Source organism: Candidatus Frankia alpina (assembly GCF_902806485.1).
Taxonomy (GTDB): Bacteria; Actinomycetota; Actinomycetes; order Frankiales; family Frankiaceae; genus Frankia; species Frankia alpina.
On the sequence record NZ_CADCWT010000119.1, the window covers coordinates 1 to 14482 of the forward strand.

The following is a 14482-nucleotide window of genomic DNA, read 5'->3' on the forward strand; positions in this document are numbered from 1 at the left end:
TCGGCCAGGTCGCGCGGATGCGGACCCCGATCATCGGCGCCGTCAACGGGGCGGCGTTCACCGGCGGCCTGGAGCTCGCCCTGGGCTGCGTTTTCCTCATCGCCTCCGAGCGCGCCGTGTTCGCCGACGCCCACGTCCGCGTCGGGGTGCTGCCCGGCGGCGGGATGACCGCGCGCCTGCCGCTGTTCGTCGGTATCGGCAACGCCCGGCGGATGTCGCTGAGCGGCACCATCGTCGACGCCGCCGAGGCGCTGCGCATGGGGCTGGTCACCGAGGTCGTGCCGCATGGGGAGCTGCGTGCGCGGGCGCTGGCGGTGGCCGCGAACGTGGGCGAGGTCGACCCGCGGATGACGCGCGGGTTGAAGAAGGTCTACGCCGAGGGCATCGCCACCTACACCACCCCGGCGAGCGCCGTCGAGACGCGCGGCACGGCCGAGACCCCGCCGGCGTTCGCCGAGATCGAGCAGCGCCGGGTCGAGGTGATGGCCGGCAACCGGGCGCGTCTGGGCGCCGACCGCGGCTGAGGAGGCGTCAGCCGGCGTAGCGCTCGCGCAGCCGGCCGCGCTGCAGCTTGCCGGTGGGCAGCCGCGGCAGTTCCTCGACGAATTCGACCGTGCGCGGAACCTTGAAGCCGGCGAGCCGCTCGCGGCCGAACGCCTGCAGTTCGGCGGCGAGCTCCGGCCCGGCGACCGCCTCGGCGGCCGGTTGGACCACGGCGAGCAGGCGCTGCCCCATCTCGGCGTCCGGCACGCCGATCACCGCGCCGTCGGCCGACGGCGGGGTGCAGGATCAGCGCGTTCTCGATCTCCTGGGGGTAGATGTTGACCCCACCGGAGATGACCAGGTCGGTGCGGCGGTCGGCGAGGTAGAGGTAGCCGTCGGCGTCGAGGTGACCGAGGTCGCCGAGGGTGAGCCAGCCGCGGTCGTCGTAGGCGGCGGCGGTCTTCTCCGGGTCGTTGTGGTACTCCATCCGGGTCGGGCTCTCGAAGAAGATCCGCCCGATCTCGCCGACGGGCAGCTCCGCGCCGTCCTCGCCGACGATGTGCACGACGCCGATGACGGGCCGCCCCACCGAGCCGCGGTGGGTGAGCCACTCCTGGGAGATCAGCGCGCACATGCCGCCGCCCTCGCTGCCGGCGTAGTACTCGAACACGATCGGCCCGAGCCAGTCGATCACCTGCTGCTTGACCTCGGGCGGGCAGGGCGCCGCGGCGTGCACGACCAGGCGCAGGCTGGACAGGTCGAACGCGGTGCGCTCCACGGCGGGCAGCTTCAGTAAGCGAACGAACATCGTCGGCACGACCTGGACGTGGGTGACCCGGTAGCGCTCGATCGCCCGCAGCGCCTCGACAGGGTCGAAGCGCTCCATGAGGACGACCGTGCCGCCGAGGCGCTGGGTCGCGGTGCTCCAACCGGTGGGCGCCGCATGGTAGAGCGGCGCTGGGCACAAGTAGACGCTGTCGGGGCCGAAGCCGAACGACCCGACCATCGCCTGGTCGATGGCAAGCCCGGTGCCGTACGGGTCGAGCGGCAGCGTCGGCTCGATGCCCTTGGGGCGGCCCGTCGTGCCCGACGAGTAGAACATGTAGATGCCCTCGACCTGGTCGACGGGCTCGCTGTCCGGCTGGCCGGCGAGGGCGGCGTGGTAGTCGAGAATGCCCTCGGCGATATCCGCCGGCCCCGCATCGATCATGACGATGTGTTCCAACGCAGTGGCTGACTCCCAGACCCGCTTGACGATCGGGGCCAGCTCGGCGGAGGTGAACGGCACCCGCGCCCCGCAGTCGTCGACGATGTGGGCCGTCTCCTCGGCCGTGAGGTGCCAGTTGACCGGCGTCCAGTACAGGCCGCTGCGCTGCGCGCCCCAGGATGCCTCGAAGTACTCGGGTCGGTTCGGCAGCAGGATCGCCACGTGGTCACCGGGGCGCAGACCGTAGCCGGCGAGCAGGTGCGCGACCTGCCGGCTGCGGCGTTCCAGCTCGCCGAAGGTGAGCTGCGCGCTGCCGTCGGCCATCGGTCCGGCGGATGCTGGGACGGCTCGCCGAGCATCGCCGCGCCCGCGCTCTGTGGCATGTGACCCTCCCTGTCGGGCCGCCCGCCGGCGTCGGCCCCGCAATGCGCCGTTTACGTAGTAAGCGATGTTAGGGCGGCCACACGCCAAGTCAAGAAGTGCTTGCTCGCAAGACAAAACCGGAGGTAGGTGCTCCGATTGCCCGCGACACATCGACGACGTCACCCTCGCCACCCTGCCACCGATCGGTGCCGTCGATCGGTGCCGTCGACTCGACCGATGCGCTGGTCCAGCCCCACCTGACGCGCGCGCTGGCGGCCGCGGTCCGGCCGGGCCCACTGCTGCCGGCGCATCCGGCGAACTGACACGGAAACACCCACCTGCGTCCCGGGGACGGATGAGGACGGACCCCGCTTCCGCCGGTCAGGCCGAGGGGACCATGACGATGCGGCCGGAGACCTCGCCCGCGCGCAGGCGCTCGTAGGCGGCCGGCATGCCGGCCAGCGGGACGGTCTCGACGTGGGCGCGGATCAGGCCGGCGCGGGCGAGGTCGAGGACCTCGAACAGCTCGTCGCGGGTGCCCCAGTACGGCAGCGACACGTCGACGTCGAACGGCACCGCCCCGAACTGGAACGGCAGGGAGCCGCCCGCCAGGCCCACGACGGTGAGCCGCCCCTCGACGCCCGCCGCGGCCGCGGCGGTGGCCATCGTCGCGGCGCTGCCGACCATGTCGAACACGGCCTGCGCGCCCCGACCGCCGGCGGTCTCGGCGCGGATCGCGGCGGCCGCGTCGTCGGCCGCCGGCACCGCCGCGTGCGCGCCGAGGGCCAGCGCCTGGGACAGCTTGTCCGGGGCGACATCAACGGCGACGACGCGGGCCGGGGTAATCGCCCGCAGGATCTGGATGCCGAGGTGGCCGAGCCCGCCGGCCCCGATCACCACCGCGGTCGAACCCGGTCCGAGCAGCGGCAGCGCCTTGCGGATCGCGTGGTAGGGGGTGAGCCCGGCGTCGGTGAGCGGCGCGGCGGCCACCGGGTCGAGGTCACCGAGCGGGACCAGGTGGCGCGCGTCGTCGACGAGCAGGTACTCGGCCATGCCGCCGTCACCGCCGAGGCCCGGGCCGCCCATCCCGTGAGTGACCTCACAGTACTGCTCGGCGCCGCGGACGCACGTCCGGCAGTGCCCGCAGCCCCACGGCCCGTAGACGGCGCAGGCGTCGCCCACCCGCACCGCGCTGACCCCGGGGCCGACCGCGTCGACCCAGCCGGCGGACTCATGGCCGAGGGTGAACGGCAGGCGCAGCCCCTGCCCGGCCAGCAGCTCCGGCGGCCATTCCATCAGATGCAGGTCGCTGTGGCAGGCCCCGGCGGCGGCCACCCGCAGCCGCACCTGGCCCGGCCCGGGGACGGGGTCGGGCACCTCGACAAGTTCGGGAGCCGACTGATGACGGGTGATCCGAAGCGCGCGCACGAGCTCTCCCCCTCGCCTTGGCCCGCGGTAGCCGCGTGCACCCCACTCATCATTCTCGCCGGATCCCCACCCAGCCGCCGGTCAGACCGGGGCCACCGGGCCGCCGCCGCCCCGCAGGTGCTCGACCTCGGCGTCCGGGCCCGGGTAGACGAAGGTGGCATGACCGCCGTCGCCCCAGCGGACGAGGTAGGGCGGGTCGCCGGCGGGCGAATGGACCTCCAGGATCTCGCCGCCGCACGGTGGCCGGCCGGGGTTCGGCGGCGACACGACCAGCCGGTCGCCGACGGACGCGCGCCAGCGGCCGAGCCGAGGCTCGGGTAGCCAGGTGACGGTCTTCGGACCGGGCAGCCCGCCCTCGTGGAAGGAACGCGGGATCTCGGCGGCCACCGCCGCAGCGAGATCCGCCAGCCCCGGCAGGTCCGCGAGCCCGGCCCGGGGCCGCAGGTCGGCAGGGGCTGATGCGGCGGGCGCGCCAGCCCCGGTGGCCCGACCGGCCGGCACCGCGGCCGACGCCGGGGCCGCGACGACGTCGTCGAGCGCGATCAGGCCGATCACCCGACCGTTGTCGGTGACCGGCAGCCGCCGGACGGTGTGCTCGCGGAACATCCGGACCACGTCGGCGGGGTCGGCATCCACGTCCAGGGTGACGACGCCGCGGGTCATCACGGCCTCGACCCGGCCGTCGAAGGGGATGCGCCGCCGCAGCGACCGCAGCGCCAGATCCCGGTCGGTGACGATCCCGACCAGATCCTCGCCGTCCATGACCAGCAGTGATCCCACCCCCTGCACGTCCATCCGCCGGGCCGCCTCGACGATGCTCATCTCTCGGGGCACCGTGACGGGCTTGTGACGGGGAAACCGCACACCGGCCATTGCTCCTCCTCCGCCCTGCGCGCCAATGCGCAGTCGTGTTCAGCTGTTGGCTGCTTCCAGCCTCCAGCATGAACAACGCCCAGGTCAGTGCCGTTCGACCCGTACCGGGACGCCGGAGGTCACCACCGCCGAGGTCGACCCGACCGGATACGGACGGACGGCGTCGGAAACGAGGGAGCGGATGTGGTCCAGCACGGTGTCGAGGGCGATCCGCAGCGGCGCCACCTCGCGGCGGGTCCGGGCGAGCAGCAGGCCGCCCTGTACCGCGGCGAGCAGGGTGAGGGCGAGGCGCTCCGGGTCCGCCTCGCCGCGCAGCTCGCCCCGGGCGTGCATGGCCGCCAGTCCCTCGCGGATGGCCGCCTCCCAGCGGACGAACGCCGCCGCCAGGGCCTCGCGGGCGACCGGATCCGCATCGGCGAGCTCGCTGGCCAGCGACCCCAGTGGGCAGCCGCCGCGCAGGTGCAGACCAAGGTGGAAGTCGACGAGCGTGTCCGCCCAGGCCGCCAGCCCCGCCAGGCTGTCGAGGCGGCTGAACTGCGGCTGCTGGAAGGTCAGCACGGCCTCGGTCTGGTAGGCGACGACGGCGCGGACCAGCGCGTTCTTGTCCGCGAAGTAGTGGTAGAGCTGCGAGCTGCTCACCGAGGCGGTGACTCGGACATCCTCGGTGCTGGTGCCGGCGACGCCCCGCTTGTACATCAGCCCGGCGGCGGCGGCGACGATCCGTGTCCGGGTGGCCTGGCCCTTACGGGTGAGCCGTCGACCATCCTCGCCGCTCGCGCCGGCGGCGTCCGGGACGGGTGAGGACACCGACGAACCCTACCTCTCTGGAACCGGCACTCCAGAATCCAGCGGCGACGCGGGGAGCCTTCGGTCACCGTCCCGGTGCACGAACGGGCCGGGGACGGCGTACCGGCGGCGCAGGCCGGTCACGGCGAGGACGACGGCGACCAAGTAGGAGGCCACCCGCAGGGTCCAGGCGTCGCCGGGCAGGTCGGTGAACAGCGAGACGTAGACGGGGTAGGCGGCCGCGGCCACGGCCAGCCACTCCAGCCGCCCGGCGACGACGGCGAGCGCCGCGAGGAGGACGCCGTACCAGGGCTGCACCGGCGTGGCGACGAGGAACGCCGCGCCCACCATCCACAGCGCGGCCCGTTCGGGCGGCACCCCGGTCGGGATCGGTGCGCCACACGGCCACCGTCACCGTCGCAAGCACGGCCACCGCGACCGCCTTCGCCACCGACCCGCCGAGATGCAGCACGCCGACGAGCAGCAGGAACCGCGCGCCCTGACCGTAGCCCTCGGCGTCGAGATACTGCGGGAGGAAGCCGAGCACGCCGGTGCCGACGGCGAACAGGTGCGGCAGGTACGCCAGCCCGACGACCCCCAGCGCGGCGCCGACCAGCGCGACCGGACGGCGCCGGGCCACGGCCGGCAGCAGCAACGCCGGATACAGCTTCACCGCGACCGCGGCACCGAGCAGCGCCCCGGCCGCCACCGCACGCCATCGTGACGGCGACGCGGACTCCGACGAAGTCGGCGACTGCGCCCCCGGCGAGGATGGCGACTCGGGCCACCCCGGCGGCACGGGCAGCACCGGCGGCGGGTGGAGGCGACGACGGGTGAGGACGGCGAGGCCGGCCAGCGCGAGCAGGGCGCCGAGGACGTCGACGTGGGCGTCCGAGCCGATCTCCAGACCGGCCAGCGGGGACAGCGCGTAGAACGCCGCGTACCGGGGGTCGCGGCCGCGGGCGATGAGCATCCGCATCAGCAGGCCGGTCAACGCCAGCGACAGCAGCGAACCGTAGAGCTGGAGCTTGTGCTCACGCGGCGGGCCGGGCAGGTAGTGCACGGCCGTGAAGTACGCCTGGGCCACCGGCGGGTAGATGGTGTGCGCGGGGGTAGTTGAGGCGGATGCAGTGCGGGCCGCGCTCGATCGCCGCGCAGCCGGCGGCATCGGGGAACAGCCACCGGTCACGCAGCCCCGCCAGGTGCGGGTCCAGCGGGCCGTAGCGATAGGGGTCGATGCCGGCGGCCTGAACCCGGCCGTCCCAGGCGTAGCGATACAGGTCGTCGGAGAGCTGGGGCGGACCGGTCGCCGCGACCGTGTGCACGGCGAGGATCCCGGCCAGCAACAGGCCGGCGGCCGCCCGCCGGTTCGCCGAGCGCACCAGGAGCGCCGCCGTCACGGCCCCGAGAACCCACCACAGCAGCACCCCGGGCAGCACGCCGGCCCGCCCGGGCAGGTAGCCGGGCACCGCGCGGACGGCGACCTGCGTGGCGAGCACCCCCGCCAGCCCGATGCCCGCGCCGACAACAGCACGGTCCGGACGGCTTCGCGGCACGGCGGCGGGCGGCATGCCCCGAGCCTCGCAGACAAGCGGCGTGACGCCCGGGTGCCACCCCTGGTTTCCTCGTTCCGTAATACCTGGATCCGGCGTCCTCCCGGTCGTGACGACCTACGGTGCGTCTCGTGCGACAGTTTCCTCGGGTGCTCCGCACCGGCCGGCCGGTGCGCTCCGCATGGCCCGCATGCTTTCCGGGAGGCTGCCGGATCCGCCGACGGCGGTGCGCCGCGGCCCGCTGCGGGCCGGGGCGTTCCCGAGCACGTTGCACGATCAGCGGGTGGCGTCACTGTTGGGAATTGCGCTCGGAATCACCTTCGGAACGTGTTTCCTGACCGGACTCGTATCGCACTTTATGCAGCATCCACCGACCTGGCTGTCCTGGCCGTCCCGGCCGGTCTGGCTGTACCGGGTGACGCAGGGCCTGCACGTCACGACCGGTCTCGCCAGCGTCCCGTTACTGCTGGTGAAGCTGTGGACGGTGTATCCACGGCTGTGGGAATGGCCGCCGGTACGGTCAGTCGCGCACGCCCTGGAACGGCTCACGATCGTGCCGCTGATCGCCGGATCGATCTTCCAGCTCGCGACCGGAATCGCCAACATCGCGCAGTGGTATCGGTTCCACTTCTTCTTCACTGTGACCCATTACTGGGTCGCCTGGATCACCATCGGCGCGCTGGTCGTACACATAGCGGCAAAACTGACGACCGTACGCGCGAACGTGGGCCGGAAACGCCACGAACGCATCCCCGGAACAGCCGTGTCGGCGGCGCCGGAAAGGACGGCCGGCGGACGCGAGGGGGACAGCCGGCGCGAGGGGGCCGGCGGGGGCGGGCAGGTCCTCGAGGACCTCGAGGACCAGGGGAACCTCGGGAACGGGCGAGACGGTGCGCCGCCGGCCGGCGGCCTCACCCGCCGTGGGCTGGCGGTGGCGACCGGCACCGCGGCAGCCGTCATCGTCGTGACGACGGCCGGCCAGGCGGTTCCCGCGCTGGCGCCGCTCGACCTGCTCGCCCCCCGCCGGCCCGACCTCGGTCCGCAGGGGCTACCGGTGAACCGGACCGCACGGACCGCACGGGCCGCCCGGGTAGCCGTCGCGGCCCGCGATCCCGGGTACCGCCTGGAGGCCGTCGGCACCCGCCGGGTCGGCTACGACCTCGCGCAGCTGCACGCGCTGCCCAGCCACACCGTGCGGCTGCCGATCACCTGCGTCGAAGGCTGGTCGGCGGACGCGACCTGGCACGGTCCGCGGCTACGCGACCTGCTCGACGCCGCGCTCATCCCCGTCGACGCGACCGTCCGGGTCGAATCGCTGGAGGCCCACGGCGGCTACCGAGCCAGCGAGGTGCGCCCCGCGCACGCCCGGGATCCGTTGACCCTGCTGGCCACCGGCCTCAACGACGCCGACCTCGAGCTGTACCACGGCTACCCGGCCCGGCTCATCGCACCCGACCGTCCCGGCGTCCTGCAGACGAAGTGGGTGCACCGGGTGGTGCTGCTGTGAGCGGCGACAGCGACGCCGGGGCCGGGGCCGGGGCCGGGCTGAGCGTCGGCGGGTTCGCCCTGCGGGTCGTGCTGGTGGCGGCAGGCCTCGCCGCACTGGGCTACGGCGTCGATGGTCTGCTGACGATGCCCCGGGCGACGCGCCCATCGAACGCCACCGCCTGGCTGATCGGCGGGATCGTCGTCCACGACGCGCTGCTCGTGCCCGGGACGATGCTCGTGGGTTTCGCGTTGAGCCGCCTCGTCCGGGCGCCGTACCGCGCCGTCGTCCAGGGTGCGCTGATCGTCAGCGGAGCGGTGGCGTTGATGTCCCTGCCGCTTTGGCGCGGGTACGGCGGGTCCGTGGACAACCCGTCGGTGAACCCGCTGCCCTACGGCCGCAACCTGGCCATCGTCCTCGGCGCGGTCTGGGCCGGCGCCGCGCTCCTCATGATCAGCCGCGCCGTCCGGGTTCGTCGCACCGGTCGTCGGGGTGACTCCGCTGACGGTTGAAGCCGTCAGCTTCTCAGGCCGCCTGAGCGTCAGCCTGAAGGCATCAGTCCCCTCCGGAGGTCTTTGCGGCGAAGGGCGACGAAGTGGCGCCCCGTGCTCTGCCAGGACCGGGCCACGAGCAGCCCGGCGGCCGGCGCGACGGCGGCGAGCTGGTCGACGCCGACCAGGCACCAGGCGAATGGCTTCGAGACACGGCCGGCGGCGTCCTCCAGCCGCAGCCGGACCGACCCGGCGGGAGCCCCGGGCGGATCGACCTCGACGAGCGCGTGCCCGGTCGGGGCGAGCAGCTGCCGGGCGCGGCGCAGCAGCCGGACCGGATCGCCGCCGATGCCGATGTTGCCGTCGGCCAGCAGCAGCGCCGCCCAGCGGCCCTCGGCCGGAACCCGACCGAAGACGTCCCGGCGCAGCGCGACCGCGCCCGTCTGCCGGGTCAGCCGTACGGCCAGCGGTGCGACGTCAATGCCAAGCGCCGGGATCCCGCGGGCGGCGAGTGCCGCTACCAGCCGCCCCGGGCCGCAGCCCACGTCGAGCGTCGGGCCGGCGCAGTGCCCCAGCAGAGACAGGTCCCCGGCGCTCAGCGCCGTGCCGGCCTGCGCCGACGACATCCCGCTCCCGATCCCGAGTCCGAGTCCGAGCCCGGCTGCGGTGGCGGGCGTGCCACGCCAGCGGTCCACGGGCAGTGGGATGCGTCGCCCATCCGGATGGTGCGCCCACAGTCCGCCGGTGGCGGAGCGCAGTCCCGCCTCGTAGATGTCCGTGGGCTCCCACCCACCGCCCGCCGAGGAGGTCAGCATGCCGCGGTCGGGGAGGCCCGGGGAACGTGCTGGCGGTCCCCGGCAGAATGCAACGCGGCGGCGAACCGGCTGCCGGGGACGAGCCGGGCGACCGCCTCGGCGTCGGCGATGGTATCGACGTCGCGCAGCGTCGGCAGGCCCGTCACCGCGAGGCCGGCGTCGGCGAGCCGGGCCCGCTGGCGGGCGCCGGTGTCCGGGCGTGAGGTGGGGACGCCGCGCAGCAATGCGCCATCCGGTCGGGCTATCCCCAGCGCCCACCAGCCACCATCCGCCGCGGGTCCGAACACCGCGTCCGTGCGGCGCAGCGCGTTGCAGGCGGCGGCAAGCAGGTCGGCGCTGAGCTGCGGGGTGTCCATGCCGATGAGCAGCGCCGGCGCGGGCTCGCACCGCCCGGGGCGTCGTGGGCGTCGCCGGCGGCGTCGAAGGCCGCGACGAGGCGTGCATCGAAGGGGCCGGGTGCCTGCGGCGCCACCGTCAGGGTGGGCCAGCCGCCGACGGCCGGCAGCCAGGGCCCCGGCGTCCCGTCGAGGACGAGCACGGGGCGCAGGTCGGCGAACTCGGGCCGGGCGGCCACCGCCGCGACGGCGGCGAGCGTGTCGGCGAGCGCCGCCGCCGCGACGGCAGCGGCCTGTTCCGGGCGCAGCGGCGGGGTGAGCCGGGTCTTCACCCGGCCGGGCACCGGCTCCTTCGCCATCACGAGCAACCTCACCGGATGCTCCCCAGCAGCGCGGACATGTCCCGGGCGGCCCGGGCAGCGCCGAGCGGCGTGCCGGTGACCTTGGATCGACCGATCCGGGGGGTGTAGGCGACGTCCGTCTCGACGATGCGCCAGCCCGCCTGGGCGGCGCGTAGCAGCAGCTCCAGCGGGTAGCCGAAGCGGCGGTCCGCGATCGGCAGGCCGAGCAGGTCCCCTCGCCGGGCGACCCGCATCGGCCCCAGGTCGCGCACCGGGACGCCGCGGCGGCGCAGGCGGTGGGCGACGGCGGCGTTGCCGAGCCGGGCGGGCGGTGGCCAGGCCCGCAGCGAGGTCGGGCGGCGCCGGCCGAGAACCAGGTCGGCCCGGTCGGCCGTCGGGTCAACCAGGTCGGCGGCGAGCAGGGCGACGAGGTCGGGCAGCCGCGCCGGATCGAGGGTGGCGTCGGCGTCGCACACGCAGACGACGTCGGCGTCCGCCGCGAGCAGCCCGGCGTGCACAGCCGCCCCATAGCCGCGCTCGGGCACGTCGACGACGGTGGCGCCCCGGCCGCGGGCCACCTCGGGGGATCCGTCGCGCGACCCGTTGTCGGCGACGATCGCCCGGTAGCCGGCTGGGATCCGACCGAGCACCCAGGGCAGCGCCCCGGCCTCGTCCAGGCAGGGTAGGACGACGTCGACCGACGTCCGGCTATCGACCGACGTCCGGCTATCGACCGACGTCCGGCTGCCGTCACTTTCCGTGAACATGATCGGGACTGTAACGTCAGCCGATCATGATCGATCCTTACGGAACGAGGAATGACCTCGGCGGGCCGCGGCCTGCTCAACGGCCCGGGTGACATTACGAAGCGGGGAACGTTCGGGTCGAGCGACCCGGGTCAGGGCGGACCTGCCTATGGTGGCCGCATGGCCCGCGTCCTCGTCGTCGATGACGATTCCCTCGTCGCCGAGGTCGTCGACCGCTACCTGCGCCACGCCGGCTTCGACGTCGACCGCGCCGCGGACGGTCCGGCTGCCCTGCGCACGGCCGAGGACTGCCCGCCCGACCTCGTCGTCCTCGACCTGATGCTGCCCGGCATCGACGGCATCGAGGTCTTCCGCCGGCTCACGGCCCATCGGCCCGTCCCGGTGATCATGCTGACCGCGCGGGCTGACAAGGCGGACCGCATCGCCGGCCTGGAGGTCGGCGCCGACGACTACGTGACCAAGCCGTTCTCTCCGCGGGAGCTGACCCTGCGGGTGCGCTCGGTGCTGCGGCGGGCGGCCGAGTCCGCCGCAGCACCGGAGCTCGGCGTCCTGCGGGCCGGCGTCCTGGTCGTCGACCCGGCGGCGCGGACCGCGACCCGCCACGGGGTGCCCCTGGGCCTCACCGTCCGCGAGTTCGACCTTGTTGGCCTTCCTGCTCCGCCGGCCCGGCCACGCCTTCACCCGGGTCGAGCTGCTCGAGCAGGTGTGGGGATGGACCTACGGCGACCCGTCGACGGTGACCGTGCACATCCGCCGGCTGCGGGAGAAGGTCGAGGACGATCCGACCGCTCCCCGCCTGCTCGTCACCGTGTGGGGCGTCGGATACCGCTATGACGCCGCGCCGGCGACGGGGTGAGCGAAGACGGGCGACGGAGCGCGGGGGTGCGATGAACGCAGAGCTGGAGGTCGCCGGGATCGCGCTGGGGTGCTCGACGGCCGCCGCCGTCAGCAGCGTGCCGCTGCTGCTCGCGCTGCGCCGCCGGACGCTGTGGGCGATGGCCGCGGCGCTGTGCGTGTGGCCGATCGTCGCGGTCGTCGTGGGCGTCGTCGTCACGGCGCGGATGATGTTCCTCTCCGACCATGACCTACGACTCATTATGATCATTGTCGTGGTCTCGGCGGTGGTCGCCTCCGCGTTCGCGTTGCGCGTCGGGCGCCCGGTCGTGGCCGGAACCGGTGCCCTCACCCGGGCGGCGGCGACCCTCGGCGGACCCGGCTACTCCGGCGCCGGGCGCGTCCCGACGACGGAGCTCGCCACGCTCGCCGCCACGCTGGACGCCATGGACACCCGGCTGGTCGAGTCGCTGCAACGCGAGCGGGCCCTGGCGGCGAGCCGCCGCGAGCTCGTCGCGTGGATCAGTCACGACCTGCGGACCCCGCTGGCGGGGATCCGGGCGATGGCCGAGGCGTTCGAGGACGGCCTGATCACCGACGCCGAGACCACCGACCGCTACCACCAGCGAATGCTCACCGACGCGGAGCGGCTCACCGGAATGGTCGACGATCTGTTCGAGCTGGCCCGGTTGCAGGCCGGGGCGCTGCGGCTGAGCCTCGCGAAGGTACGCGTCGCCGACATGGTGTCGGACGCGGTCGCCGCCGTCGATCCGATCGCGCGGGCCCGCGGGGTCGTCGTGCGCGGCGAGGCCGACGACCTCGGCTGCGTCGACGCCGATGCCGCCGAGGTCGGGCGGGCCCTGACGAACCTTCTGGTCAACGCCATCCGGCACACCCCCGACGACGGAACGGTGGAGGTCACCGCCACCATGGTCGCCGACCGGGCGCTGTTCGCGGTGGCGGACCGTTGCGGCGGCATCCCGCCGCAGGACCTACCCCGGGTGTTCGACCTTGGTTTCCGTGGTGAGCCCGCGCGGACGCCGGGTGGCGACGACGATCCGCGTCAGCCGCGGATGCGCTCGGGCATCGGCCTGGCCATCGTGCGCGGGATCATCGAGGCGCACGGCGGCGCCGTCAGCGTGGACAACCAGGCGGGATGGGTGCCGCTTCGTCGTCGCCCTCCCGACGTCCTGACGCCCCACCGTCCGCAGTTCGTAAGGTCCTGCGGCCCTCGGTGCGGCTAGCGTCGGCGACGTGCGGGTTCTCGTCACCGGCGGCGCCGGTTTCATCGGCTCCCACGTCGTGGACGCACTGGTCGCGGCCGGCGACGAGGTCAGGATCCTCGACGCGCTGTTGCCGGCGGTGCACCGGGTCGCACCCGCGGTGAACGGCCGCGCCGAGTTCGTCGTCGGCGATGTCACCGACCGCGGCCAGGTGGACGCCGCACTCGACGGGATCGACGTGGTCTGTCATCAGGCCGCGATGGTGGGTCTGGGGGTGGACCTCGACGACCTGCCCAGGTACGCCACGAACAACGATCTCGGCACGGCCGTGCTGCTCGCCGCGATGGCCCGCGCCGGGATCGGGCGTCTCGTGCTGGCCAGCTCCATGGTCGTCTACGGCGAGGGCGGATACAGCTGCCCGGAGCATGGGGCGGTGCGCCCCAGCCCGCGGGTGTGTGCCGATCTGGATGCCGGGCGGTTCGAGCCGCCATGCCCGCGCTGCCACCGGCAGCTCGCGTCCGTCCCGGTCCGCGAGGACGCCCCGATCGATCCGCGCAACGTCTACGCGGCGACCAAGGTGGCCCAGGAACATCTGGCCGCCGCCTGGGCCGGCGCGACCGGGGGCACCGTCATGGCCCTGCGCTACCACAACGTCTACGGGCCGCGGATGCCACGGGACACCCCGTACGCGGGCGTCGCGTCGATCTTCCGCAGCGCGCTGGCGGCGGGGCGGGCCCCGCGGGTGTTCGAGGACGGCAGGCAGTTGCGGGACTTCGTCCACGTCCACGACGTCGCGAGCGCCAACCTGCTGGCGGCGCGCGGCCCGGACCTGCCTGGACGGCTCACACCCCGCAACGTCGGCTCCGGGGAACCGCACACCGTCGGGGACATGGCGGGCGCGCTGGCAAGCGCCCTCGGCGGCCCGCCGCCCGTCGTGACCGGAAGCTACCGGATCGGCGACGTGCGGCACATCGTCGCCTCCTCGGCCGGCGCCGCCGAGCTGCTCGGCTACCGGGCTCGGGTCGGTTTCGCCGCGGGGATGGCGGCGTTCGCCCACGACCCGCTGCGCGGCTGAGATCCCCACCGCCGCCCCGGCCTGGGGGCGGCGCCTCGGTCAGTCGACCGTGAGGCCGAGCGCGGTGGCGATGATGATGGCCTGCCAGGAGTCGATGCGGGCACCCCGCAGTGTGACGGCCAACGGATCCAGCGCGGACAGGTCGCTGCCGCGCAGGTCGGCGCCGGACAGGTCGGCGCCCTCCCACACCGCACCGGAAAGATCGTCGTCACGCAGCGTCGCACCGGCGCATCGCGAGCCGGTCAGATCGACCTCCCGCATCCGGACTCCGACGAAGGACGCGCGGCTCAGTTTTGCCCGCGACAGGCCAACAAAGGACCAATCCCCGCCGCTGGCCTTCATGAGGTCGTACGTCAGGGCCGCGCGAAGCTCACTTTCCGTGCTGACTGGTTACTCTGAGTTGTGAGGAATGTGAGGGCCCG

16 protein-coding genes and 2 pseudogenes are annotated in these 14482 nt (G+C 74.1%); 7 read left to right on the forward strand and 11 right to left on the reverse strand.

Going from position 1 to position 14482, the window contains the following annotated elements:
• A partial coding sequence (locus G6R25_RS13880; protein ID WP_205447113.1) for an enoyl-CoA hydratase-related protein occupies positions 1-524 on the forward strand: 524 nt, incomplete at its 5' end.
• Positions 525-1027: 503 nt separating this feature from the next.
• On the opposite strand, the pseudogene G6R25_RS13885 reads toward G6R25_RS13880, so the two are convergent.
• The 6 genes and pseudogenes from G6R25_RS13885 to G6R25_RS29680 form a co-directional block, all read right to left on the reverse strand.
• A pseudogene (locus tag G6R25_RS13885) lies at positions 1028-2224 on the reverse strand (AMP-binding protein); the annotation flags it as partial.
• 210 nt (positions 2225-2434) lie between these two features.
• Positions 2435-3481 (reverse strand): NAD(P)-dependent alcohol dehydrogenase, encoded by a 1047-nt coding sequence (locus G6R25_RS13890; RefSeq protein WP_163553306.1) that lies wholly within the window; start codon positions 3479-3481, stop codon positions 2435-2437.
• Positions 3482-3562: 81 nt separating this feature from the next.
• Positions 3563-4354: a CBS domain-containing protein gene (locus G6R25_RS13895; RefSeq protein ID WP_163553307.1), complete on the reverse strand. Its 792-nt coding sequence runs from the start codon at positions 4352-4354 to the stop codon at positions 3563-3565.
• A gap of 84 nt (positions 4355-4438) precedes the next feature.
• A complete protein-coding gene (locus tag G6R25_RS13900; protein WP_163553308.1) occupies positions 4439-5161 on the reverse strand; it encodes a TetR/AcrR family transcriptional regulator in 723 nt (240 codons plus the stop codon).
• A gap of 64 nt (positions 5162-5225) precedes the next feature.
• Positions 5226-6227: a glycosyltransferase 87 family protein gene (locus G6R25_RS29675; RefSeq protein ID WP_336501448.1), complete on the reverse strand. Its 1002-nt coding sequence runs from the start codon at positions 6225-6227 to the stop codon at positions 5226-5228.
• Positions 6175-6711, reverse strand: a complete 537-nt coding sequence (locus G6R25_RS29680; protein ID WP_336501450.1) for a hypothetical protein — start codon at positions 6709-6711, stop codon at positions 6175-6177. The genes G6R25_RS29675 and G6R25_RS29680 overlap by 53 nt, the downstream gene beginning before the upstream one ends.
• 172 nt (positions 6712-6883) lie before the next feature.
• Here G6R25_RS29680 and G6R25_RS13910 point away from each other — a divergent pair, with 172 nt between their 5' ends.
• Positions 6884-8200 carry a molybdopterin-dependent oxidoreductase gene (locus tag G6R25_RS13910; protein ID WP_235948361.1) on the forward strand — a complete coding sequence of 439 codons (1317 nt, stop codon included), beginning with the start codon at positions 6884-6886 and terminating at the stop codon, positions 8198-8200.
• Positions 8197-8691: a hypothetical protein gene (locus G6R25_RS13915; protein WP_235948363.1), complete on the forward strand. Its 495-nt coding sequence runs from the start codon at positions 8197-8199 to the stop codon at positions 8689-8691. The genes G6R25_RS13910 and G6R25_RS13915 overlap by 4 nt, the downstream gene beginning before the upstream one ends.
• 29 nt (positions 8692-8720) lie before the next feature.
• On the opposite strand, the gene G6R25_RS13920 is transcribed toward G6R25_RS13915, so the two are convergent.
• From G6R25_RS13920 to G6R25_RS13930, 4 genes are read right to left on the reverse strand one after another with little or no spacing between them, the layout of a single operon-like run.
• Positions 8721-9485, reverse strand: a complete 765-nt coding sequence (locus G6R25_RS13920) for a class I SAM-dependent methyltransferase (RefSeq protein WP_163553310.1) — start codon at positions 9483-9485, stop codon at positions 8721-8723.
• Positions 9479-9841, reverse strand: a complete 363-nt coding sequence (locus G6R25_RS31520) for a TIGR04282 family arsenosugar biosynthesis glycosyltransferase (protein ID WP_235948365.1) — start codon at positions 9839-9841, stop codon at positions 9479-9481. The genes G6R25_RS13920 and G6R25_RS31520 overlap by 7 nt, the downstream gene beginning before the upstream one ends.
• Complete coding sequence (locus G6R25_RS31525) at positions 9727-10194, reverse strand: hypothetical protein (RefSeq protein WP_235948368.1); 468 nt, start codon at positions 10192-10194, stop codon at positions 9727-9729. Before G6R25_RS31525 ends, G6R25_RS31520 begins: the two co-directional genes overlap by 115 nt.
• Positions 10191-10928, reverse strand: a complete 738-nt coding sequence (locus G6R25_RS13930) for a glycosyltransferase family 2 protein (protein ID WP_235948369.1) — start codon at positions 10926-10928, stop codon at positions 10191-10193. Before G6R25_RS13930 ends, G6R25_RS31525 begins: the two co-directional genes overlap by 4 nt.
• Before the next feature lie 159 nt (positions 10929-11087).
• Here G6R25_RS13930 and G6R25_RS31530 point away from each other — a divergent pair.
• The 4 genes and pseudogenes from G6R25_RS31530 to G6R25_RS13945 form a co-directional block, all read left to right on the forward strand.
• Positions 11088-11363, forward strand: a pseudogene (locus G6R25_RS31530) (response regulator); the annotation flags it as partial.
• 208 nt (positions 11364-11571) lie between these two features.
• The gene (locus tag G6R25_RS31535) at positions 11572-11784 is read left to right on the forward strand and encodes a winged helix-turn-helix domain-containing protein (RefSeq protein WP_272871454.1); all 213 of its coding nucleotides are present in this window, start codon (positions 11572-11574) and stop codon (positions 11782-11784) included.
• A 31-nt stretch (positions 11785-11815) separates the two neighbouring features.
• The gene (locus G6R25_RS13940; RefSeq protein WP_336501452.1) at positions 11816-13006 is read left to right on the forward strand and encodes a sensor histidine kinase; all 1191 of its coding nucleotides are present in this window, start codon (positions 11816-11818) and stop codon (positions 13004-13006) included.
• A 10-nt stretch (positions 13007-13016) separates the two neighbouring features.
• Positions 13017-14060, forward strand: a complete 1044-nt coding sequence (locus G6R25_RS13945) for an NAD-dependent epimerase/dehydratase family protein (protein ID WP_163553311.1) — start codon at positions 13017-13019, stop codon at positions 14058-14060.
• A gap of 39 nt (positions 14061-14099) precedes the next feature.
• Here G6R25_RS13945 and G6R25_RS13950 read toward each other — a convergent pair whose 3' ends face one another.
• Positions 14100-14402 carry a pentapeptide repeat-containing protein gene (locus tag G6R25_RS13950; protein ID WP_268904142.1) on the reverse strand — a complete coding sequence of 101 codons (303 nt, stop codon included), beginning with the start codon at positions 14400-14402 and terminating at the stop codon, positions 14100-14102.
• Positions 14403-14482 lie beyond the last annotated feature (80 nt).